Source organism: Pseudacidovorax intermedius (assembly GCF_001476815.1).
In the GTDB taxonomy this organism is placed as follows: Bacteria; Pseudomonadota; Gammaproteobacteria; order Burkholderiales; family Burkholderiaceae_C; genus Xenophilus; species Xenophilus intermedius_A.
Window position 1 is genome coordinate 170666 of the sequence record NZ_LDSL01000051.1, and the last position, 22808, is coordinate 193473.

General features: G+C 68.4%; 19 protein-coding genes. All 19 read right to left on the reverse strand.

The features are described from left to right. Positions 1–23: 23 nt before the first annotated feature. The 19 genes from NS331_RS08435 to NS331_RS08525 all read right to left on the reverse strand — a co-directional run bounded on the left by NS331_RS08435 (position 24) and on the right by NS331_RS08525 (position 22697). On the reverse strand, positions 24–614 hold the full coding sequence (locus tag NS331_RS08435; RefSeq protein WP_058641546.1) for a hypothetical protein: 591 nt from the start codon (positions 612–614) through the stop codon (positions 24–26). Next, the gene (locus tag NS331_RS08440; protein WP_153012787.1) at positions 614–8839 is read right to left on the reverse strand and encodes a hypothetical protein; all 8226 of its coding nucleotides are present in this window, start codon (positions 8837–8839) and stop codon (positions 614–616) included. Before NS331_RS08440 ends, NS331_RS08435 begins: the two co-directional genes overlap by 1 nt. Next, entirely contained in the window at positions 8839–9273 is a 435-nt protein-coding gene (locus NS331_RS08445) for a DUF6950 family protein (protein WP_440589372.1), read from the reverse strand. Before NS331_RS08445 ends, NS331_RS08440 begins: the two co-directional genes overlap by 1 nt. Then, positions 9270–9887: a hypothetical protein gene (locus NS331_RS26595; RefSeq protein ID WP_058641549.1), complete on the reverse strand. Its 618-nt coding sequence runs from the start codon at positions 9885–9887 to the stop codon at positions 9270–9272. Before NS331_RS26595 ends, NS331_RS08445 begins: the two co-directional genes overlap by 4 nt. Continuing rightward, positions 9884–10528 carry a hypothetical protein gene (locus NS331_RS26600; protein ID WP_058641550.1) on the reverse strand — a complete coding sequence of 215 codons (645 nt, stop codon included), beginning with the start codon at positions 10526–10528 and terminating at the stop codon, positions 9884–9886. Before NS331_RS26600 ends, NS331_RS26595 begins: the two co-directional genes overlap by 4 nt. Then, the gene (locus tag NS331_RS26970; RefSeq protein ID WP_058641551.1) at positions 10525–12801 is read right to left on the reverse strand and encodes a phage tail length tape measure family protein; all 2277 of its coding nucleotides are present in this window, start codon (positions 12799–12801) and stop codon (positions 10525–10527) included. Before NS331_RS26970 ends, NS331_RS26600 begins: the two co-directional genes overlap by 4 nt. A gap of 18 nt (positions 12802–12819) precedes the next feature. After that, on the reverse strand, positions 12820–13149 hold the full coding sequence (locus NS331_RS08465; RefSeq protein WP_058641552.1) for a hypothetical protein: 330 nt from the start codon (positions 13147–13149) through the stop codon (positions 12820–12822). Positions 13150–13178: 29 nt separating this feature from the next. Further along, positions 13179–13625, reverse strand: a complete 447-nt coding sequence (locus NS331_RS08470) for a hypothetical protein (protein ID WP_058641553.1) — start codon at positions 13623–13625, stop codon at positions 13179–13181. A 4-nt stretch (positions 13626–13629) separates the two neighbouring features. After that, the gene (locus NS331_RS08475; RefSeq protein WP_058641554.1) at positions 13630–14283 is read right to left on the reverse strand and encodes a phage tail tube protein; all 654 of its coding nucleotides are present in this window, start codon (positions 14281–14283) and stop codon (positions 13630–13632) included. 11 nt (positions 14284–14294) lie between these two features. After that, positions 14295–14738 carry a hypothetical protein gene (locus tag NS331_RS08480; protein ID WP_058641555.1) on the reverse strand — a complete coding sequence of 148 codons (444 nt, stop codon included), beginning with the start codon at positions 14736–14738 and terminating at the stop codon, positions 14295–14297. A gap of 1 nt (position 14739) precedes the next feature. After that, positions 14740–15048, reverse strand: a complete 309-nt coding sequence (locus tag NS331_RS08485) for a hypothetical protein (protein ID WP_058641556.1) — start codon at positions 15046–15048, stop codon at positions 14740–14742. 16 nt (positions 15049–15064) lie between these two features. Continuing rightward, positions 15065–16099, reverse strand: a complete 1035-nt coding sequence (locus NS331_RS08490; RefSeq protein ID WP_058641557.1) for a major capsid protein — start codon at positions 16097–16099, stop codon at positions 15065–15067. 43 nt (positions 16100–16142) lie between these two features. Next, on the reverse strand, positions 16143–16508 hold the full coding sequence (locus tag NS331_RS08495; protein WP_058641558.1) for a head decoration protein: 366 nt from the start codon (positions 16506–16508) through the stop codon (positions 16143–16145). A gap of 42 nt (positions 16509–16550) precedes the next feature. Then, entirely contained in the window at positions 16551–17921 is a 1371-nt protein-coding gene (locus tag NS331_RS08500; protein ID WP_058641559.1) for a S49 family peptidase, read from the reverse strand. Next, positions 17918–19414: a phage portal protein gene (locus tag NS331_RS08505; protein ID WP_242873692.1), complete on the reverse strand. Its 1497-nt coding sequence runs from the start codon at positions 19412–19414 to the stop codon at positions 17918–17920. The genes NS331_RS08500 and NS331_RS08505 overlap by 4 nt, the downstream gene beginning before the upstream one ends. Positions 19415–19482: 68 nt before the next feature. Next, positions 19483–19710: a hypothetical protein gene (locus NS331_RS08510; RefSeq protein ID WP_058641561.1), complete on the reverse strand. Its 228-nt coding sequence runs from the start codon at positions 19708–19710 to the stop codon at positions 19483–19485. Between the two features lie 79 nt (positions 19711–19789). After that, on the reverse strand, positions 19790–20086 hold the full coding sequence (locus tag NS331_RS08515; RefSeq protein WP_058641562.1) for a Mor transcription activator family protein: 297 nt from the start codon (positions 20084–20086) through the stop codon (positions 19790–19792). Further along, a complete protein-coding gene (locus NS331_RS08520) occupies positions 20083–22134 on the reverse strand; it encodes a phage terminase large subunit family protein (protein ID WP_058641563.1) in 2052 nt (683 codons plus the stop codon). The genes NS331_RS08515 and NS331_RS08520 overlap by 4 nt, the downstream gene beginning before the upstream one ends. Before the next feature lie 2 nt (positions 22135–22136). After that, entirely contained in the window at positions 22137–22697 is a 561-nt protein-coding gene (locus tag NS331_RS08525; RefSeq protein ID WP_242873693.1) for a hypothetical protein, read from the reverse strand. Between the last annotated feature and the right edge of the window lie 111 nt (positions 22698–22808).

Genomic DNA, 22808 nt, shown 5'->3' on the forward strand with positions numbered 1-22808 from the left:
GAGAGGATGAGAAGGGCTGTTCGCTACGTACCCCCTTCCCAGCTGATGGCAGCGATGGCGTCCACCGTCTGCGCATCGGCGATCAGGTCGCGCAGCTGCTGCCGACGGCCGATCAGCTGCTGACTCGCGGCCATCCACGCCTGCACGTTGGCGAGCGTCTTGGCGCGAAGGTCCGCGGCGTCGATGCCGCGCGCGAGCGCGAGGCCGTCAAGGTAGGGTGTCGGCGCACCGGTGGCGGCCCACGCGAGGGCTTCACCCTGCTGGATGGGCCAGGTCAACCGCTCCGATGTCGGATAGCCTTCGGTGAGCAGTGCCGATGCGGACTCGAATGCGTCATTGACCTGGGCCAGCTTCTGGTCGCGCAAGTCCTGCAGCGTCTGCACGCATCGCCAGACCTTCGCCACCGGGTCGAGGTCGAAGCCGCGCCCGGGCGACGCCGGCAGCGCGTAGAAGCATCGCGCTGCGAAGTCCCACCAGCAATTGACGTCCAGCGGCTTGACGCCCACCAGCACGCGCCAGCCCTGTGGCGTCGACAGGTACTGCGGCTCGGCCGTCTGGCCGAACGAGCGCACGAGCCCGTGCGCATCAACGATCGTGTAATCCTGAATCTGCATCACGCTCTCTTGCACACGTGGAGAACGGCCGTCAGATAGCCGCGGTTCTGGTATGCGCCGTCCTGCGTGTAGAAGGCTGGAGGCCCCCAATCCGCGTAGTAGCCGGCGTGCCCGTTCTGACGCTCGTTCCCCGTGCCGATGCCGCCCCAGAAGTTTTTGACCGACACCTGCACGCCGTAGCTGCCCGGGCCCAAGTCCCACAGCCGCAGGTTGCCGCGCTCGGAACCCGAGTACTGCAGCGCCGCGCCGTCGTTGTGCCGCCGCAGCAGAACGAAGTGGCTACCGTCACCGTTGAGCGCGAGCGTGTGGCAGGCCACGCGCCAGGTCTGGCCGGCTGGCACGCTGAAATTCACCTGCAGGTAGTCCGTGCCCTCGGACCCCATCGCCGTTGTGATGGCGCCACCGCGCACCGTCAGCGTGTCGATGACGTCCACCGCGTTGATCGTGAGGCCTGACCACGAGTTCAGTTCGAACCCAGGCCCAAAGAATCGGAAGTGATTCGCCCAAGTGAACATCTGCAAGCCCATGTTGGGCCCGGTAATGTCCACACCCACCGCGCCATCCGTGCCACGGCGACCGAAGACGAAGCCCCACTGCCCATCGTTGAACCACTTTCCGGGCGTGCGGAACGTGCCCCAGTACTCGCCGCCGCCGTCTGTTCCACTCTGCAGGACGATGCTCGCGGAGTAGATCGTGCCGAGATTGCCGGTGATGGCCGACAGCTGCTGCACGCTCAGCGACCGCGCCGTGATGGAGCCATCGAGGTACATGTCCCCGCGGAAGCCCAGCGCACCGGCGCCGCCGACCGTGCCCACGGTAAACACGGGCTTGTCGGCATAGCCGGGCGACGTGATCGAGAACACGTCGGTCAGGAAGGCCATGCGGCTGGTCTGCCCGTCGTTGTCGTTCACCATGCCGCTGATGCGGCCGTCAACATCGAGGCGGAAGGTGTAGCGGGCCAGCGCCTTCCCCGCCGTCGTCGCCGTCACGGAAAGGCTTTGCTCGATGGTGGCCGCCTTGCTGTCGAACCCGTCCGCGCGGGCCTTCAACGTCGTCACGCTGGCGGCCTGCGCTGCGAGGTCGCTACCCTGCTGGTCCACCCGGGCGCTCGTCGCCTGATTGGCCGTGGCCTGGGCCTGGATGGCGGCCTTGGTCACAGACTGACTGGAGATGTTGCGCGCGTCGACATCAGTGACGTACCAGCCTTCGCCGGACAGGTCGCCGCCGCCGCCGATCTGCATCCACAGATCCGCACTGACTGCCCAATCCGGCACCGGCACTTCGCCCTCCAGGCGCTTCCACTGACCGGCGGTGGTGTACGTCGCATCGGCCGCGTGCCAATGGTGCTGATTGGTCTGCGGGTTGTAGAAGTGAAAGCCCAGGGTGAACGGCAGCGCGGCCTGGCTGGATGCAACGGTCGCGGCAGCCCAATACCGCTCCCCGCGCTTCACGTAGAAGCCTTGCCCGTGTTCGTAGGAGTCGCGGCCGACCTTGAAACCTACGAAGGGCGTTGGCGCCCCGGGCGGCACGCCGGCGGCATCGCGCGGCGTGCGGATCAGGTCGGTCCACGTGCCCGCACGATCCATTCGGCCATCGCGCACGAGGCTGCCGAGATCGAGCCGCGTGAGTGCCTGCAGGTTGACCACGTTGTCGGCCGTGCTGATGAGCCGGCCATTGATGTCGGTGGTGCTGGCCTGCAGCACGCCGATGGCGGCCGAATTCGACGCCTCTTTGCCTTCGACCGTCCCCACCCGGGACGCAAGCCCGTCATACCGCTGCGACTGCGCCGCGATGTCCGCGCCCTGTTGCTGGACCGACTGCTGCACCGACTGCAGGGCGCTGCTATCGGCCTTGCCCGCCACCTGCCCTGCCAGGCTCACGAGCTGCCCGCTTTGCGCAGTGTCGGCGTCCGCCCGCGCCTTCGCCTCGGCGATCAGCCGCGCATCAGCAGCCGACAAGTCGCCAGGCGAAGGCGTCCAGTCCGTTGCGACCGTGCCGCGCTCGAGCTTGAGCCCCGCGACCCACACCGGCCGGTCGCCAGCGGCGTCCCAGGGCTCGATGCGCACATAGACGTCAGCTAGCTGTGAGCGCCTAAATGCCCAGCTATAGCGCTTCCACTCACCAGTGAGCAGAAATGACTGTTCATCGTGGCCCGTGAACCAGAAGATGCCCACGTGATTGTTCGCCCCGGGCAGGCAGCGTCCCCAGAAGCTGAAAACGTAGGGCTGGTCTGCCTCGATCCGCGCGGCGAATGACCGGTACGCCCAATTGCCATCCGAGCGCAGCACCTTGAGTCCGTGGACCTCACCGTCAAGGGCGTTCGCGCCCCACGAGAAGGCGGCGCCGCTCCAATCCTGGGTTCCTGTCAGCAGGTTGGCGGCGCCCACTGCCAGGTTGTCCATCCGAGCCGTCAGCGCCGTGGTGCGCGCCGCTTCACTGCCGAGCTGGGTCGAGAGGTTGCCCACCGTCACATTCGTGGCGTCCAGCGCGGAGGCGCTGGCCTTGGTGCCGATGGCGGCCTGTTGCTGGTCAAGGCGCTGCGTATGCGCCGTGAGCTGGCCGCTGATGCTGCTGACGTTGGACTGCAGCTCGCCGATCAGACCCGCCTGCGCTGTGCTGGTGCCCTCGGCACCCGTCATTCGGTTCGTGAGGCTCACGAGCTGGCCGGACTGGCTGGCGATGTCGCTGCCCTGCTGATCGAGTCGGGCTGTGGTCTGCTGCAGCGCCTGGGCCTGCGCGGCGAGCGTGCCACGCACCGCGGCCGTAACGGACGCGCTGCGGAACTCGGGCAGCGCGGCAAATACCCTCTGAGCTGCATAGTCGGAGAACGTGCCGATCTGGAACCACCCGCGCGCGGCCACGGCACCGGCCGGCACGTCGACCTCGCCGGCAACAAATTCCCATTGGCCCACGGCGCCGCCCAAGCCCCCGACCGCGCGGAAGTCCATCACGATGCCATTGCGGTCGAGGAACGCAAAGCCCACCGCGGCGCCGTAGGTTGCCGGCGCGCCGCGAGCCATCCAGGCGCTCGCATACAGCCTGCCCCCCGGACTAACCGTCACGCTGCGACCCACGAACACGTCGCGGTTCTGCAGGTGAGCCACGTAAGCGCTGGGCGCGCCCGCCGGCACATCGGCGTCAGTGGCGGCCCGGCGCTCGGTGAGCGACCAGCCGTCTGCTGTCGCGATCAGCGCAGGGTTGTCGATCCAGTTCGCGCCGTCGTTGCTGGTCCTGCGGTCGTACTTTGCATCGAGGACCACCACGTCCTGTGCCTGGGCGTTCAGGCGGCCATCGAATTGCGTGGCACCGGCCTGCAGCTGCGAAATGGCGCCGGCGTTGGTGGCCTCTTTGCTCTCGACGGTGCCAACGCGGGCAGCGAGGCCGTCGTAACGAGTGGATTGGGCGGCAATGTCGCTGCCGTGCTGCTGGACGGTCTGCTGCACCGCCTGCAGCGCGCTGCTGTCGGCTTTGCCTGCCACCTGGCCGGCCATGCTCACGAGCTGGCCGCTTAGCGCGGAATCCGCGTCGACGCGGGCGCTGGACTCGGCGATCAGCCTAGCATCGGCCGCCGACAGATCGCCCGCAGACGGCGCCCAATCAGTCACGACATTGCCGCGCTCCACCTTGAGGCCAGCGATCCAGATGGGATGCGCCGGCGAGGCGTTGTGGGACTCGATGCGGACCTGAACATCCACCGTCTCACCGGGCGTGAAGAGCCAAGCGTAGCGGCGCATTTCGCCCGTCAACACCCAATCGACCTCCTTGGTGCCGTTGAACCAGTAGACGCCGCCGCTGGCCGGGTTCTCTGCGGTTGAACGGCCCCAGAAGCTCAGGGCGTAGGTCTGCCCGGCGTCCACGCGCAGCGGGAATGTGCCGTACTGCCACGCCCCATCCGAGCGCAGCACCTTGAGGCCGCGGAACTCCCCGTCCAGCGTGGTGCCACCGGAGCGCAGGCCCAGCGATGTCCAATCGCGCGTTCCCGTCAGCAGGTTGGCTGCGCCCACTGCCAGGTTGTCCATGCGGGCTGTCAGCGCCGTGGTGCGGGCAGCCTCGCTGCCGAGCTGGCCGGTCAGCGTTCCCACCGTCACATTCGTGGCATCCAGCGCCGAGGCGCTCGCCTTGGTGCCGATGGCGGCCTGCTGTTGGTCGAGGCGCTGCGTATGCGCCGTGAGCTGTCCGTTGATGCTGCTGACGTTGGACTGCAGCTCGCCGATCAGGCCCGCCTGAGCTGCAGTGGTGCCCTCCGCGCCCGTCATGCGGTTGGCTAGGCTGACCAGTTGGCCCGACTGCGTAGTCAGGTCCGCGCCGTGCTGCTGCACCGTCTGCTGTATCGACTGCACCACGGTGGCATCCGCCTTGCCGGCGACGTCGCCCGTGAGCCGCAGGATGTCGCTCGAATGGCTGGCGAGCGTGCTGCCCTGCTGGTCGACGCGGGCGCTGGTCGCTTGGTTGGCCGTCGCCTGTGCCTGAATCGCCGCCTTGGTGACGCCCTGGCTGGCGATGTTGCGCGCGTCGATGTTGGTGACGTACCACCCTTCGCCGGACAGGTCGCCGCTGCCGTTGATCTGGAGCCACACCTCGCCCACGGTTGCCCAATCCGGGGCAGGCACCTCCCCCTCCAAGCGTCTCCAAGCCCCGGCGGTCGAATAGATGGCGTCTGCGGCGTGCCAGTGGTGCTGGTTCGTCTCGGGGTTGTGGAAGTGGAAGCCGACGGTGAAAGGCAGGGCCGCGCTAGCGCTGGCGGCCGTCGCCGTCGCCCAATAGCGATCCCCGCGGCGCACGTTGAACGCCTGGCCGTACTCGTAGGAATCGCGGCCGGTCAGGAAGCCGACATAGGGTGTCGGCGCTCCTGCCGGCACGCCGGCGGCGCTGCGCGCAATGCGCGCGACGCCCAGCCACGTCCCCGCGCGATCCATCTGCCCATCGCGCACGAGCCCGCCCAGGTCAAGGCGGGTCAGCGCCTGCAAGTCGAGAACGTTTTGCGCGGCGCTCGTGAGGCGGCCGTTGATGTCTGAGGTGAAGGACTGCAGCCCGACGATCGCACCGCTGTGCGCGGTGCTGTCGCGCTCCACGGTCTGCAGGCGGCTCGCGACGCCGCCGATCTGGCTGGCTTGGGCGGTGAGGCCCTCTTCCGTCTGCTGGATGCGCGCGCTGTGGTCCTCGGTCTGCGCTGCCAGCGCCGCGACCGCCTCGCCCAGCGAGTCGTAGTTGCCGACCAGCTGCCAGTAAACAGCATTAGGTGGGGCGTTGCCGACCGTGGCGGCGATCGAGCGGTACAGCTTGCCGCCGGACTTGACCAGCTCGCCCACTTCGTAGGCTTGCGCCGGGTCGTACTCGGCGGCGCCGATGATGTCGCCCAGCTGCACATGCAGTGCGTCAATACTGGCCTGCAGGGCCGCGGCAGACTGCTGGATGGCAGCGTTACGGGCCACCACAGCGGCGGCCATGTCGGCGGCGCGGGCCTGCGCCTCGGCTCCGATGGCTGCCGCGCGCTGCTGCGCCTCGGCCGCCGATGCCGCCGTGATCGCCGCCGCGCGGGCCTGCGCTTCGATCGCAAGATCGCCCGCAGACTTCTGCGCGGCCTGCAGCACTGCCGCGGCGCGGTTCTGCGCCTCGGCAGCCACGGCAGCCGCCCAATCCCGGTTCGTGTCGGTCAAGTCTTGCTGCAGCAGCTCGAAGGCATCGCCGAGCTGCTTGTCCAGCACCTCTAGCGCGCCCTCGATCAGCTGATCCACCGTCACATTGACGGCGCCAGGCGCGCCGGCGTTGCCGGCGACGTCGACGGCCGCAACCCAATAGGTCGATGCGCCCACGCGACCCTGCAGGGAGAACGACGTGCCCGTGGCCTGGCCGACCGTCTCGGCCGTCTCCCAAGCGGCCCCCTGGCGGATGACGTAGTGCGACACGGGCTGCGTGGTGCGGCAGTCCGCCCACGTGAGCTGCACGAATTGCATCGTCAGTTCAAACCGCGGCACCGCCGCCGCCGGCGGCAGGATCGCGATCCCGGCGGAAATGGGCGAGGACCACCGGCCCGTCATGGAGCGATGGGCCGCCCACACGCTCTGCGCACCGGCAGGGAACCAGCCGAGCGACGCCGTGAGGGCGCGGCCGTCAAATCGCACGTCGGCCGCGCCGGCGGGCCAGGTCGCGCCGCGGCGCACCTGCGTGCCGTCCCACTCGATCTGATCGACGCCCACCGGGGCACCCCAGCGCGCACGAATGCCGTCCTCGGCCACCCACAAGGCCAGGCCCTGCACCTCGGCCGGGTTGCCGGTGTTGCCCTCCAGCGTATGGCCGGCGTAGGCCCATGCCGAGGCCGTGAAGGTCGTTTCAAAGCGAACGCGGACCGTGTAGTCCTCGCCCACGTCCAGGCCCAGCAGGAACGTTTCTACGGCGTCGCCAGCCAGCTCGACGTCGTTCCAGGGCGGCGCGTCCGGCGCGTCCGCCTGGCCCGGGTCGGTCGCCCCGGTGCGCCATTGCACGCGCACACGGCCGCCGAACAGGACGTAGCTGCTGGCCGACTGCGCCCAGCTGACCCGGGCGCGCACCATCGCGCTGCCGACCTGCATCGCCAGCTGGTCGCGCCCGCTCTCGACCTTGAGGCTGTGCGGCGGCGCCGGCGGCGCGTAGGGGTTGGGCAGGTTGGAATTCGGCGCGGCATCGGCCAGCACCTCGTCGGCCGTGTCGTAGAAGGCGGACTCATCCTCTTCCACCTCCAGCGTCAAGGGCGCGGCACCGCCGTACAGCCAATCCGTCACGGTGAACGGCTTGTTCTCGAACCCGAGGAAGTCGCTCGAAAGCAAGATGCGATCGCCCGGCTGCAGGTGCCATGCGAGCATCTTGGGATAGATCCGCAGCACCAGACCGCCACGGCTGCGCTCGACCCGCACGCGCGCGAGCTGGTGGCAGCGCACGTGCGCACCCGTGAAGGCCAGCGCCATGTCGCAAATCTTGGCGCGCGGGTCAAGGGCGAGGAACGTCGCGTTCTGGTACTGCGCGAAGTCCGAGCTGACGCCGTTCTGCGCGGCGTTCACGTAGGTGCCGCGTGCCGTGTTGTAGACGCGCTCGCCCGGGTTGGCCGTCTGCACCACCTCGGAAGGCTGGAGCATGTCGACATCGCCCAAGGACAGGACCGGCGTGGTCCAGGCGCCGGCGTGGATGCGCCAGACGCCGCCGCTCTGCATGCTGAATCCCGCCATGGACTCTTCCAGCTGCTGGCGAGTGCTGTCACGGTCCTGATCGCTGCGGAACATGCCATCGCACACGTACAGGGCACGGCTGTTGCCGTAGTTCTCCGCGTCGCCGTCGGCCTCGCCGCCGTAGACCTCGACGTCGCACGCGTTGGCGGCGGCGATCAGGGCGGCTGCGTCGATCTGGTCCCAGCTCGCGCCGTAACCCTGCTCCGACGTGATGAAGTCGGCCAGGCACAGCGCCGGATTGCGCGAGTAGCCGCGCAGGCCCGTGCGAATGTCCAGAATGGACGCTTTGCCTCGCACCTTCGCCGTGATCGTCGGCGGGCCACCTTGGAAGCGGTCCATGATCTTGTTGACGGACACGATGGCATAGGTGAAGCCGGACAGCTTGTGATCGGCGGTCCACATGCCAGGCGCACCGCCGATCGCACCATTGCACTGGTCGATCAGCCACTGATCCGCCACGTCCACGCCGCCCGGCGACAGGTGGATGCCGACGTGCACCATCGGCCCGTGGTCGAAGTCCATGAAGCCGCCGGGCTGCTTGAACAACGCTTCGTTGGTCGTCCAGCCGTCGGCGCCGGCCAGCACCGCGTCGTCATCGATGTAGATTTCTTCGATGGCCTCGCAGGGATGGGCAGCGAACACCATCACGATGTGCGTCCACTGCGCACCGGCGCCCGTCGTGACCATGCCCACGATGGCGCCGCCAATGCGCCCGGGCGAGCCATAGACCACGGCATGCGGCGAATCGCTCTGCAGGAGCGTGACGCGACGGTCCGCGAGGTTGGCGATGTCCTGCTGTAGCTTGCTGGCGGCCTCCTGCCGGGCACGGCGCTTTTGCTGAGCGGTGGAGTAGGCCGTGCTGGCGATGCTGACCACCGTCAGCGCCGCGGAAATGATGGTGCCCCAGGAAGCCGCGGCGACCGCGGAAGCCGCCCAGGAATAGATGCTGCCGACGATGGCCGACACGGGCTCGGCCCGCGCCGGCAGCGCCGCCACCGCCAGGGCGAACAGGAGCAGCGCGCGCATCACAGCGACCATGCGGCCTCCGCACTGGTGATCGGCAGGAACTCCAGGCGATCCGTGCCCGGCGCCACGATGTGCGAACCCGTGCAGACGCCGAAGCTGTAGCCAGACACCCGGCCCACTCTGCCGCCGCTGCGGGCCAGCACCACGTCGCCGCGGCGAGCGGTCAGGCCATGGCGCGACGGGCCAAGCAGGAACTCACCCGCCGCAATGAACGACTCCCGCGCAGGCGCGCCGGCGCCGGCCTGGCGCACGAAACGCAGCGCGCGCAGCAGACTGCCGCCATCGAGCGGCGCGCCGCTGCCGCGCAGCGGCTCGAGGGCATCGTGCCCCGTGCGCAGCTTCACCCAATCGGCAGCGACATGGGCGCAATCGTGCTGGAAATACTCGAAGGGAACCGCGCGGCGCGCGTTCACGAAGGCGTCTAACTCTGTCACCGGTAGCCCAGCATGTTTCGGATGTACATATAGGCTTGGAATGCCTTCCCAGCCCAAACCGTGGGATTGCCCACGAGGCTCTGCAGGTACTCGAACCCACGTTCGCCGGCGAAGCGGCGCACGTGCTGCGTGTGGTTCATGCGCAGGCTGGACGGGTTGCTGCGCACGTCGTAGCTGACGGTCCGGCACGTCATGCTGATGGCCGCTCCACCGTCCTTGGCGCCGATTCCCATCTGGTCCATGACGCCAGCGAAGCGCAGGACCGGCGCGCCGTTGATCTGCAGCGTGTGGGCATCCAGCAGCGCGACCCAGACCCGGGCCGGGCGGTCGCGGTACTCGTGTGGGCTGCTCAGCGCAAAGGCGCGTAGGTCCAAGGGCACAGGTGACAGCTCGAGCTCCAACTTCTCGCCGGCGCCGTCGTCGCTCTCGTGCATTTCTCCCACCTTGCCGAGGGCGCCGACGCCCTTCCACGTGTAGCCCATGACTTCGACGTCCATCGGCCACGTCGTCAGGCGCAGCACGCCCGTCGTGGGCCGCAGCTCCACCAGGGCCAGCTCCCCGTAGGCACCGGCGCCGGCGAGTGCGGCAAAGCTGGCATCAACGCCGACCGTCATTCCCAGCTCTCCGCAAGGTCCAGGCTGTGGCCGCCCTCGAACGGGGCCCACACGGCGGGCGTCGCCTTCCAGCTCGCCTCGGCGGTCGTGCGCCGCATGAGGCACGAGGGCCGATCCCACACCACGGCCGCACCAGCCGCCACGGACAGCCGCAGCGGCGGCGCGAACTCGATCGCCATCTGATTTCCGGCAACCACCGTGCTGGCCTGCACGTGCAGCAGCTGGCGGCCTGGGCCTTCGCTGTCCTGGCCGACCCCGATCCAGTCCCCGATCAGCAGCGTGCGGCCGTTCTGGCCAGCGCTGACCTCGACCAGCATTGAGGACGCGCCGGCGGGCACGCGCGCCGCGGTGCGCCACTCGCCGCGGGCGGTGCCGCGCGGCTCGGGATTGCCGAAGTCCCACACGGCCAGGCGGTTGACCTGGCCATTCATGGCGTGCTGCAGGGCGCGCCAGTGCGCGATGACCTCGGGGTCTTCTTCGCGCTCGTTGCTGACGATGGCACACGTGCGGCGCATGGGGCCGCGCACCGCGACCTGGGTTGAGCCGGTATCGGGGTTGCTCTTCGTCAGGTCGAAGGACAGCAGGCCCCAGGTGATCGACGCGATGTTGACCAGATCGTCCAAGAGGATGACGCGGCTCATGACGGCATCACCCCCGCGCGCTTGAGTTGCTCGGCGAACTGGCGCAGGGCGTTGTTCACCACGGCTTGCGTCGTGGCGATCACAGATGCGCGGTCCGAACGCGCATCCACGTTCGTGTGCAGCACGGGCGCGAACGTGACGCCGCCGCCTTGCGCGTCGGGGTCGGCCGCGCGGTTGTAGCGCGCGGGCGTGATCTTCTCGCCCTTGTGGACCACGGCCAGCATGTCCTGCGGCACGTAGTTGGTGCCGGTGTCCATGCGCGGCGCGTTGATGAGCGCGCTGACGTCGAAGCCCTTCGCGGCGCCGAGGCCGGCGACGGCGCCGTCCAGCGTGGCCTGAGTGGCTGCGCTGTAGCCGCCCCCGCTGACCAGGCCCAGCACGCCGCCAATGGCCTTCAACGCGGCGCCGAAGGTGCCCGAGCCCGAACCGCCCTCCACGAGGTCGCCGAACATGGCCCGCGACAGCTTCGCCGCGGCGGCCTCGGCGGCCATGCGCAAGACCAGCTGCAGCCACGCCTTTCCGATGTTGTCGAACTGGCCTGTGACGGCGTCATACAGGCCCTGGCCGATCTGGTCCTGAATGTTGCCGGCGGCACGCTTGGCGAACTCGTCCGCCTCGCTGCCGAGGCTCTTAAGGGCCTTCTCACCTTCCTGATAGGCGCCCCACGCGCCGGAAACCGCTCGGGTGTACGTCTCCTGATTGATGGCACCGGAGGCCAACAGGCCGTTGAGGCGCTCCACCTCGGCCGTGTAAGCCTCCAGCGGCGTGCGGGTCTGCTCCATGATCCGTCTGCCCTCCTCCAGCTGCTTTTGCCAGGCGCTTTCGCGCTCTGCGCGCTCCTTCTCTTCCTTCTTGGCGTTCTCTTTGCGCTCGTTCGCCGCATCGACGGCTGCAGACGCGCGCAGCACTCGCTGCAGCACCTCTTCCGTGACGACTCCACCTGCGGCGCGGATACGCTGAATCTCAGTCAGCGCCTGCTCCACCTGGCTCAGGTCTTCGGCCCTCTCCAGCTGCTTGTTGAGCGTTTCCAGGTAGCGCTTCGCCGCGGCCTCGGGGTCTTTCGCCTTCTCGTCCTTTCCGCCCCCGCCCGAGCCGCCGCCGGCGGCCCTCTTGAGCTTCGGCTCTTCCGCCTTGCGAGTGCGGCGGTCCACCTGATCGGCGTAGTCATCCACCAGGTCCAAAGCCTGCGCGCGCTGCTGCCGCTGCCAGTAGGCTTTGGTCGCCATCGACTCTTCCAGGTACTTCCGTGCAGCGGCGCGCCGCTCGTCAGTCTGTGCCTCCTTGAAAAAGCGCTCCGCGTGCTCGATGTCCTTGTTGGCTGCGACAATGTTCGTGCCTGCAAGCGTTTCGCCCTTCTTCCGGCCACCGATCCCGAACTCCGACGCGACATAGTCATAGAAGATGCGCCCTTTGGCCGGGCTCGATGCGAAGGCAACGATGTCCGTTCCAGCTTCGATGGCTGCCTTGGACACCTGCGTCATCCAGCCCAAAAGGGTCTGGAACGCACGCTTCGTGTCATCCGACTCAAGGGTTTGGTTCAGCTGCTCGACGCTGTCCTTGAGCTGCCGCATGCTGCCGGTGTCGCCGGTCAGCAGGCTGTCGATGTTGTTCTGCAGCGCGCTGAGGGCACCACCGAAGGTGTCGCGCGCGGCCTTCGCGGCGCCGCCATAGCTGGACTCCAGCGCCTGCAGGATGATCCCCTGCGCCTCGGCCGTCTTGCCGGTGGCCTCCAGCTGCTTGACCAGCTCTTTCTGGTCGTCGGTGAAGCGAAAACCCTGCTTGGACAGCGCCGTGAGGCCCTGGCTTGGCACATCGAGGGCCTTGCCAATGGTCTCGGCCGATTGGTTCAGGTCCATGCCGAGGCGGGCCGACATGTCGATGACGGCCTGCATCGCCCTGGGCACCTGCTCGCCGACCACGCCCGTGTAGCTGAGCAGACGGGTCTGGGCCTTGTTGATGTCGCCGTCGCTGAACACGCTGTTCTTCTGCAGCTCGGCGGCCATGTCGTTGAGCTGGTCGAGCGACCAGCCGGCCGCCTCGCCCGTGGAGCGCAGCACGGCCGCCAGCTGGGCCTGCTCCTGCTCGGCGTCACGCGTTTCATGGAGAAACTTCGTCATGACGCTGGAAACGGACAGGCCCGCAAACGCGCCTGCCAGCACGCCCTGCAGCGACCCGACGCCAGCGATGACGCCGTCCACCTCGCGATTCAGGGCGTCGAACGCGCCCTTCGTCGCATTCTTCGCCGTCAGCAGGATCGAGATTTCAGCGGTCATCGCGCCCGCCCCCTTCCATTACCGCCGCCTGCCGGCCTGGCTGGCCCGCGCGAGCGCCAGGACGTCCCGGCCCTTCGTGACGCGCCGCACCTGCCCGGCACCGGGCACGGGCGAATCCGCCCAAGGGTCGGGCGCCATGAAGTCCGAGGCGAGCCACGGCCGGCGCACACCCTTGCGCGTCGACGGCCCCTGATAGACCGCCGCCAGCAGCTGCGCATGCCGCAACTGCGCCACGCGGGGATGCAGCTGCTCCGCTTTCAACATGACTCGCCAATGCTCGAACTCCTGCGCACTCAGATTGCGGCCTGCCAGGCCGGCCAACGTGCACCCCAGCAACTTCGCGAGCACATAGGCATCGCGAAGTGCGGGGTGCTCCCTCAGTTTTTTTCCGCGTCCTCCGCCGAGCCATTCAGCCGGCGCGCGACGTTGAACAGGTGCAGCGCCTCTTCCCGGTGCCGCACGCCGAACACGTTCCATTCGGCATAGGTCTTGAGCGGTGCGCCATCCACGCCCAGCACCTGGCGGGCGAGCGTGCGCACGGTCTTTTCCACTGCCGCACGAACTGCGGCTTCCCGCTCGTCCTCGCCGGCGCGCGGCTTCTCGCGCGAGGCCATGACGTCATCGGCCAGGACTTCGGTGAAGAGCGCGCCGCGCACGATGACCTTGCCGAGGGTGGCCGAGGGCACCTCTTCGGCGGGAACGCCATCCGGCACCCCCGCGAAGGCAACGGCACCTGCGCCGGCTCCGCCGACCGTTGCAAGCACTGCGGGTTGCGCGCCCACCTCGTCACGGAACGCGTTGCTGACCTTGATCGACTTCGTCATGGCGTCAGGCACCCTCACCCGCAATCGTGGCGAGCGGGCCACGCACGTTGATCTTGATCGGCGTGGTCACAGGCTGGCCCGAGGCGCCGCCCGGTGCCATCGAGGCGCTGGGCATGCCCGCAAACAGCAGCGTGGTGCCGTCGGCCCAGGTGAACCGCACGGCGCAGCTGCTGCGTTTCATCGCTGCGGCCTTGAGGGCCAAGAGCGCCGGGTCCGTGGGCACCCACAGCGAGCCGAACGAATACACGATCGGCGAGGGCTTGCCCGGGACCGAATGGTCCGGGCGCGGATGGATGGTGTTGATGTTCACGTCCGGCGCCTCGCCGCCGCTCGGCGTGATTTCCTGCAGCGTCTCGGCCTCGGCGCCAAAGGTGATGAGCTGCAAGGTGCTGCCATCTGCCAGGGCGCCGCGGAAGCCCGTGGAGTCCACGCCGCGCAGCTTGAAACCGTCGACGGTGGGGTCGTCAACGATGCCGACGGCGTAGTCCAGCGCACCGATGCCGCGGATGCGCAGGAAGACGGGCGCGCCCTCCTGCAGCCCATGGCCCACGCACAGAATGATGGTGTCGGCGCCCTTGGTGACGCCGGTGACGGCCTTCGTGGCACCCAGGACGGTCTGCACCGCCACGCTCACGTCAGCCCAGATTTGCACGTCCATGTGCGCTCCAGTCAGGAAGGTTGGTCCGGCGCCTCGCGCCGAAGAAGGAAGTAAGTGACGGCCCACAGCTGCTCACGCGCAGACATGGGGACTTCGCCACCGTCGAAAGGCATGTGCCGGCTGGCGAGCAGGCGCACACGGTTGGCCTTGATGGCCTTGAAGCTGGGCGCGCCCAGAACGCGTTCGATCTGCAGACCGAGCGCGCGGGCCTTGCCGGGCGCCTCGTCCACGTCGGCGACCACGGCACGCAGCAGCACGCGCAGGCGGCGCTGCTCCGCGCGGCCGGCGACCGGCGGGTCCACTTCTTCGCCCTGCTCGTGCTCGCGGATCAGGATGGCGGGCAGCTGAGTCGCATCGAGCGCGCGAACGCGATCGAGATAGACGCGGTCGCCGGCGTCGGTGGCGCCGAGCAGCCCCGCGCGCAGCGCCTCAAGAATCTGTTGCTGTGCGTGCATGTCAGAGGCCCTTACTCAGCCGCACCGTGACCCAGCCAGAGGCTTCCGGCATCAGGCCACCCGCCACCAGCCACGTCTCGCCGTCGATCACGATGGGTGCATCCATCGTGAGTCCGGGCGCCTTCGCCAGGTCGAACTGCACGGTGGGCCCAACCGTCTCGGCCATGCCGTCGAAGACGGCGGGCGAGCGCTCGAACACCACGCCGAAGGGCTCGCCGCCAGCGACCTGGGCGATGGCGTTGGCGAGTAGCGCAGCAGCGCCCGCATTCACCATGCGTTCGATGCCAGCGAAGGGCGCAACGATGCTCACAGCGTCCGGCCTCGGCTTAGGTGCGCTTGCCGCGCAGCAGCATGCCGGGGCGAGTGCACATGAACAGCGGATAGCTGTAGATCTCGGGCCGCACCCACGCCTGGCGTTCGCGGTCCTCCACCACGATGGCGTACACGTCCTGGCCGGGCGTGTTCACGAACGGCAGGAACTCGGCCGGCGAGAACGCCTGGACGAATGCGCCCGGGGCGTTCACCGGGAAGAACTTCACCTTGTCGGTGCCGACCCCCACCGCGCCGTCGTCGCTGCCGCGGTAGTTGATCCAGGTGATGTCGCCATAGGTGAACGAACTGAATACCCGGCCGACTGCGCCGCGCAGGTCGGCGGCTTCCTGCTGGTTGAGGTAGGTGCTGCGGACTTCGGCGTGCCCGGTGAGCTGGTCGTAGAACGCATCGCCGCACAGGCCGACCACCGACGTCTGCGGGTTCCAGGCACCCTGCGCGGCTCGTTGCATGCCCCGCACGACCTGATTGCACTTCGCGCGTACCGCGCCAGACGCGGGCGCGGCGTTGTCGAGGTCGAAGTCGATTTCCGCTGGCTGCGCGATATTGAACGCATCGAACCAGTTCCACAGCGTGGAGCCGTCCGCATCGACCACCATGCCCTGGATTGCGCCCAGGCGCATGTTCTCGTGCGTCAGGTCGACGGCGGCGCGTAGGCCGGTGTCGCCGTTCATGATCTCTGCCACCTCGTTCTGCACCATCTGCAGTTCGCTGTCCGTGCCGAAGGCGCGGATGCCGTCGATCTCGTGCGCGTACAGCGTGTGACCGCGGGCGATCCGAGTGGTGCGGAAGTCGCGCATGTTGCGCTTCTCGCGCTCGCCTTCGCTGATGGGCGCACCGCGCTCGCTGGTCTGGATCAGCGACAGCACGCCGCCCTTGTCCTCGACCGACACGGTAGCCGTACGGACGCGCTTCGTGGCGAACAGGTTCAGCGAGCCGAGGAAGTTGGGTTTGTAGGGAGCGCGTTGCACGGCGGCCGAGAGCTCGACCATGCCGAATGCGCGCTGACGGAAGACGTCCATGTGGGCCATCTGATTTCCTTGTCGTTGACGGATTGGTTTGCCCCGCGCTGGATCAGCGCGCGACGATGCCGCGAGCGGCGAGCTGGGCCAGGGCGGCGGCCTTCTCCGGGGCGCCGATGCCATCGGGCCAGGCCAGGGCCGTGCCCTGGACTTCGGTGTCCCGGCTGTTCACCACGCCCGGCTTGTCGGCCGTGGTGGCGTCGACGGGCGCGAAGAGGACCGCGGCGGCGGCCTCGCTGCCGTCATTGGCCGCGGGCGTGAGCAGCTTGAATTTGCCCGAGGCAGTGACCTTGCCGAGCACGGCGCCGGCCGGGTATGCCACGCCGGCCAGCAGCGTGACGACGTCGCGCGAGCGGGTGCCATTGGCCTCGCTCACGAGGTGTTCGGCCGCGTGGCGGCCTTCTACGAGAGTGGTCATAGGAATGACTCCGATTGGTTGGGAAGTGGGCGGGGCTCGGACTCAGCGGCTCGCGCCTCCGACGCCGAAGGCGCGGTCCCACGTGGCGGACACCGCGGCGGGCTGCTCGGCCTGGCCCTGGGCGCCCTCGACGCCGCTGACGCCGGGATTGCCGATGGCGGACATCGCGCGCGCGAACTCACCACCGTTCAGCACGGCGGGAGCAGCCGCAGCGGCGACAGCCGGCACCGCGGGGCCTGCCGCGCCGAGGATGGCGGTCGACTGCTCGGCGTTCAGCCCGGTGGCGATGCACTGCAGCGCGAGCGGCATGTGCGCCGCGGCCGAGGCATGGCCGAGGATGGCGGTGACGCGGGCGCGCTCGCCCTGCGCACCCTCGGCGCGGGCGCGCTCGACATCGGCAGCGGTTACCGGCGTGGCCGGCGAATGGGCGGACGGGGCGCCGCCCTGCTCTTTGGAATTGCCGCTCATGGAGACTCCTGTGGTGAGGGCGGTTGCGACGCGGGCACCAGGCCCGGCGGGATACGACCGCCCGCGAAGGGCGGCCAATTCGGTGATGAGCTGATCGGCCGTGGCGACGCGATCGGCAAGACGCGCGTCCACGGCGGCGGCGCCGCGGAACACGCCGGCGCGCGTGCCGCGCACCTGCTGGGCGTCGATCCCGCGCTGCTTGGCGACGGCGTCGACGAACATCGTGTAGAGGCCCTCAATGTCGGCCTGGAGCGCGGCGCGCACTTCCTTGGGCAGCGGCTCGTAGGGGTTGCCGTCCACCTTGTGGTCGCCGGCGAAGATGTGCGTGACGGCCACGCCGTCGTTCTGCAGGGCGCGCGAGAAGTCCACGTGCCGCATCACCACACCGATCGAGCCGGCGTAGGCGGTCGACGTGATGGCGACTTCGTCGGCAGCGCTGGCGGCCAGGTAGGCCGCGCTCGCCGCGAGGTTGTCGGCGATGGCACGCATGGGCTTGCGCCCCCGCATGTCCTGGATGCGCTCGGCCAGCTCGAACGCGCCGGCCACTTCGCCGCCGGGCGAGTCGAAAGCCAGCAGCACGGCATGCACATCGGCATTGCCCATTGCGTCCTCAAGATCGGCGGCGATCTGGTTGTAGCCGAGCAGGAAGGTGCTGTCGGCCATGACGAACTGCGAGCGATGCACCAGCGCGCCCTGCACGCCGAGGACTGCGACGCCGTCCGTCACCATGTAGCCGCGTTCGGCGCGCGGGCCCTTGCGGGTGCTGAACATCAAGGGCGACAGGTCGCCGTCCGCGACGGCCCCTGCGGCGGCTGCAGCCAGCGGTGGCAGCGACGTGCCGAGCAGGCGCGAGCCCAGGCCCGACACGATGGCGTCCAGCTTCTGCGGGTGGATCAGCAGCGGCGTGTTGAACACGCGCGATGCAAGATGGGGGTAGTGGTTCATTCAGTGGCTCCGGCCGTGGCCTCTTCTTCGGCTGGCTCAGCCGGCGCGGCGATCTGCACCACGCCCGGTTCTGGGATGCCGCGGGATGCGCGCATGCGCTTCTCCAGCGCGAGCTGGTCCATGACTTCTTCGTAATCCCAACCCTGCTCCGCGCATTCCTGCTCCAGCGTGGAAATGCCCGCCGCCATGCGGATCTGTGCCGCGTTGGCCTCCTTGACGGGGTCCACCCAGCCACGGCCACCGAAGATGAAGCGGCAACGCGAGTAGGCGTAGCGCTTGGCGTAGAAGTCGGGCGCCTCCACGAGGCCCGTATTGATGGCCTCTTCCAGCCACAGCTCGTAGATGGGCCGCAGCCAGTAGTCCATGAGCCAGCGCCGGCGGCCGTGGAAGTAGCGCCACGCCTCCAGCAGCGCCGCACGCGCGCTGCTGTAGTTGGTCTTGCTGAAGTCCTTCAGCAGCAGCTCATAGGGAAGGTTGAGACCGGCTGCGATGTGGCGCAGCACGGCGAGCATGAACGCCTCGAACGCCGCATTCGGGCGGCCCGGCGTGAAGCTGGACACCTTGGCGCCCACGGGCAGAGGGATGATGGCCGCGCCTTGCATGCGCCGCAGGTTGCGCGCCTGCTTGACCGACTCACCCCAGGCGCTGCGCGGGTCTTCGCCGAACAGCTCGCTGGCCGATTCGGCGTCAAGGTTCGATTCCAGAAACGCGGCAACCAGCGAATTGGCGACACTGGCCTCCAGCTCGTTGCTGGAGTATTTGCCGGCCATGTGGAATTCGCGCATGACCGCCGCGACGATGGGCTTGCCACGAGACTGGCCCGTTCGTTCCTTATCGTGCAGATGCAGCACGCGGCGGCGGCCCCAGGCGGTGAACGCGGGAATGCGCTCCCACTCATCGGCACCAGCCGCCCACGCGCCGAGGGCGTCGCCGGGGTGCGTGCGGCGCACGTTGTAGAAGGTCGGCGCGCCGTACTGGTCAAACTCGATGCCGCCGCGGATGTTGGGCATCGCCGCCTTGATCGGCGGCGTGGCGAGCCGGTCGGACTCCACCATCATGATGCGCGTGGCCCACGAACTGCCCGGCCGCGGCAGCCACAGCGGCAGGCCCAGGCCGTCGCCGTTCACCATGCTTCCGCTCAGCGCCTGCAGGGTCAGCCCAAGCAGGTTGAGCGAGCGCCCGGCATCGCATTCCGTCGTCTCGGCCCACGAACGGAAATGCGCCTCTGTCGTGTTGCCCCACTCGCGCGCCTTCTCGCGCGTCCATCCGAGCAGGCGGTAGTCCGGCGTCGACGACAACCGCAGCACCGCGCCCACGATGTTGTCGCGTAGCGTCTGGATGCCACCGGCCATCAGGCCGTTGTTGCGCGTTAGGTCGCGCGAACGCGCGGTGAGCAGATCGAGGTCCGGCAGCAGATCAGCATCGGCGCTGCCGCCGCCTGGGTGCCAGTCGAACATGGCGTTGTCGTGCCCGGCCGCCTGATAAGCGGCCATGCTTGCGCCAACAGCCGGCGCATGCACGGCAGCGTTTCGCGTGGAACGTTTTACGCGGCGGCCCATGCTCAGACGATGTAGATGGGGCCGCGACGCATGCCACCCGTGCGACGGGTGATCTCTGCATCGATCGCTGCCAGCTCGGTGCGCAGTTCGTCCGTGCGCTGCTGGTACTGCACGCCACGGCCGTTGACGGTGGCGGAGGTGGGACCGGTCAGTCGCTCATGCAGCGACGCAAACAGCTTTGCGCGAAGCTGCTTGAGTTCTTCGTCCGAGGAGTTGCGATACAGGCCCATGCATGCATGAGACCAGTTACGCATGGACAAGTCACAGAGGCAATGTCACAAACTTTTGTCCATGCCATCGCCGTCAGGCCTACTCTGCGTTGACTATACGGCGAATGGTGCGCTCGGCGATGCCATAGTCTCTCGCAAGCTCTCGGATGTTGCACCCGTTGAATCGCTCGCGTATCTGCGCGTCGCGCCACGCGCGATCAGCGACGGTCTGGCGGGGCACGTACACCTGTGAGCCGCCCAGCCGCGTCACGATGCGACGCACCAGCGTTGCCGCTGCTTCGTCGCACCACTGAGCGCCGTAGCAAACAGCCACGGCACGCGCCTCGTCTTCGATGATGGATAGCGCGTCTTCCGCGACCGCTTCGGGTTTTTTCATAGTTGGATGGGGTCGAAAAGAGATTCTTCCGACGAGGATCGCCGCGGCGGAGCCACCCTCGCGGGCTCCGGCGCGAAGGCATCGACGGGCTCGCTGCTCGCCTCATCAGCGGGCGCGTCGATTGAGAACAGATCTTTGGGCGGCTGCACGGCCGCCTCCAGCTTGGCCCACTTGTCCTCAGACCATTTGTCGAGGCCCAGGCCAAGGGCTGCGTGCAAGGCGTAGTTGCGGTTGTCCAGCTGCTCGTTCCGGGGCCGGCGCTTGACCCAGCGGTATGCGTCCCGACCATTGAGCTTCGCCAGCACGCGCTGCTCCGCCGTCAACTGCTCGTAGAACTCGCGCGGGAGCTCGTCGGAAAAGTGCACGAAGCCCGGCCCCTGACGTTCGATGGCGAGCTGCCCGAGCAACAAATCTTTCGCGGCATCGGTGCCGACACGCCACAGCTTGATGCCCCGCGGAATCTTGCGGCCACGCCAGTTGACTTCCTGCAGGCTGCTCGGCCCGAGGATGCTGGTCGCCTCGTTGCCGTCGCCCTTGATGGCGCGCAGCTGCGGAAGCACGTGCTGCGCCTTGCTCACCCAGTTGTAGACGGCCTGCGTCTGGTCGGAGCTGTCGATGCTGATTGCACTGAGGCCCAGGCTGCCGCCGTGCCAGTCCTGCCGGTAGCGCCGCTGCAGTTGCGTGGTGACCGGCGCCCATTCCTCGTCCACGGCCGGATTGCCCTCGATCACGGTGACGTCGATCACCCACGACTCCAGGCCACGGCACCAGCCGTAGACCGTGATTTCCCAGCGGTTGCGCTGCACGTCGACGCCAGCAGTCAGGACCAGGCAACCCTGCGGGACGGTCTGCAGCTTGTAGGCTTCCGCTCGGGACTGGAGCGCGTGCTCATCCGTGCGCTCCCCCGCCAGCTCCCACGTCTCGCCCAACGTCTCGTTGACGAAGAGCTGCATGGGGCCGGCGTCGCCCTTCTCCAGCGACTTCAACGCGTTCTCGAACTCTTCCACGATGTCGGACCATGCGCGCTGCGGGCTGTAGGCCGTCCACACGTGAACGGCCAGGGAGCGAGGCGGGGAGCATAGGTTGCCCGCCGCGTCGCGCCACACGCGATCACGGCCGTAGCGCTTGCCGGTCCGCTCGCAGACCCACTCACCCTGCAGCGGCACGCCGCCGCGCAGGTAGTCGGCCTGCGTGATGGGCTCGTGACAGTGCGGGCAGACGTGATGGACCGTCTTCGGGTGCCCACGGTCCCACTTGAAGCCGTGGCGCTTGTCCTTGCCGCCCCAAGTCAGCGGGTGATCCGCGCCGCAGCACGGGCACTCGATGTAGAAGCGGACGAAGCCCTCTGCCTCTTCGGCCGCGTCCTCGATGTGGCAAAGGCCCTTGAGCAGTGGCGTGGAGCCACACACCAGCTTCGGATAGGGCGCGCCTTCGAGGCGACCTCGCGCCAGGCCGCGCGGCGGGCCGGCCTTCTCGATGCTGCGATCGAACTTGCTGATCTCATCGAGGATGGACACGGCGACCGTGATCCGGCGGAACGCGCGCGCAGCCTTGCCACCCAACAGGTGCAGAACGCTGTCGCGGAAGCTCTTGAGCTTGATCGTCTCGTCCGCGGTGCTCTTGCCCCGCTTGCGCGCCTTGTTGACGGCCGCCACGCCCGTCTGCGGATCTAGCAGCGGGTCAATCTCGCTCTTGACGTAGCTGTCCCGGTCGTCGTCCGTGGGCTGCCACAGCGCCTGCTTGCGGCGACGGTGCGCGATGTTGTAGCAGACGAAGGCGGTGACCATCTTCGTGTAGCCGACACGCTTCGCTTTCATGACGTCCAGCTCTTCGATGCGGTCATCGCTCATGAAGTCGAGGATGCCCACCTGAAAGGCCCAGGCCACCCAGGCGCCTTTCGTGTGGCTGCTTTCTCCAGCCAGCTTGAATTCGTCCTGCGCCCAGTCGCCCAGGCGCTGCGGTGGATCGGCGCGCAGGCTGTCCAGGCCCAAGCGCACCGCCGCCTTGATGGCCTCGGCCGTCTCCGCATGCAGGACGGGTGGATTCATGCTCACGCGCAGTACCCCTCCACGTCGCGGGCGTCGCCCTCGTCCGCGCCCTCGTTGTCCTCGGCCAGCATGCCGTCGACCTCGTCGGACACGAGCCGCGCCGTGCCCCTAATCCACTCATTGCGCGCGTTGGCGATCACCTGCAGCACCGCCACCTTCGCCTCGTCGGGCAGGTCGGGCACCGCCTTGCGGAGCGTGCCCTCCAGCTGGTCGAAGCGATCCACCACAGCACTCGCGGCGCGCGCCAGGACGTCGGCCAACAGGCCCACCGCGGCGAACTCGCGGCGCGCCACCTGGTTCTTGATGGCCTGGCCGATGCGCTGTTCGCGCGCGAGCGCGGCGCGCTCCTGCACGAGGTCCAGACCGCCGGCCTCCGCACCCGCGCGGCCGGCCGCCTGGTCGCGCAGGCGCTCGCAGTAGCCAAGCAGCCATGCCGCGGCCGTGTCGCCACGCGCGATGACACCTTCACTCACGAGTTGGCTCACGCGGGCTTCGCTGACGCCGATCAGCTGAGCGAACTCCGCCTGAGAAATGGCCTGCTCCAAGAGAGGGATGACCTTCACTTAACCCCCTTAGCAACCTCGGTGAACAGTCCGAGGCCGCGGTGCGAATTACCCGCACTGGTGCCCCCCCGGGAGGGACCCGTGCGGGGGGGGTGCGCCGGGTCCCTCCCG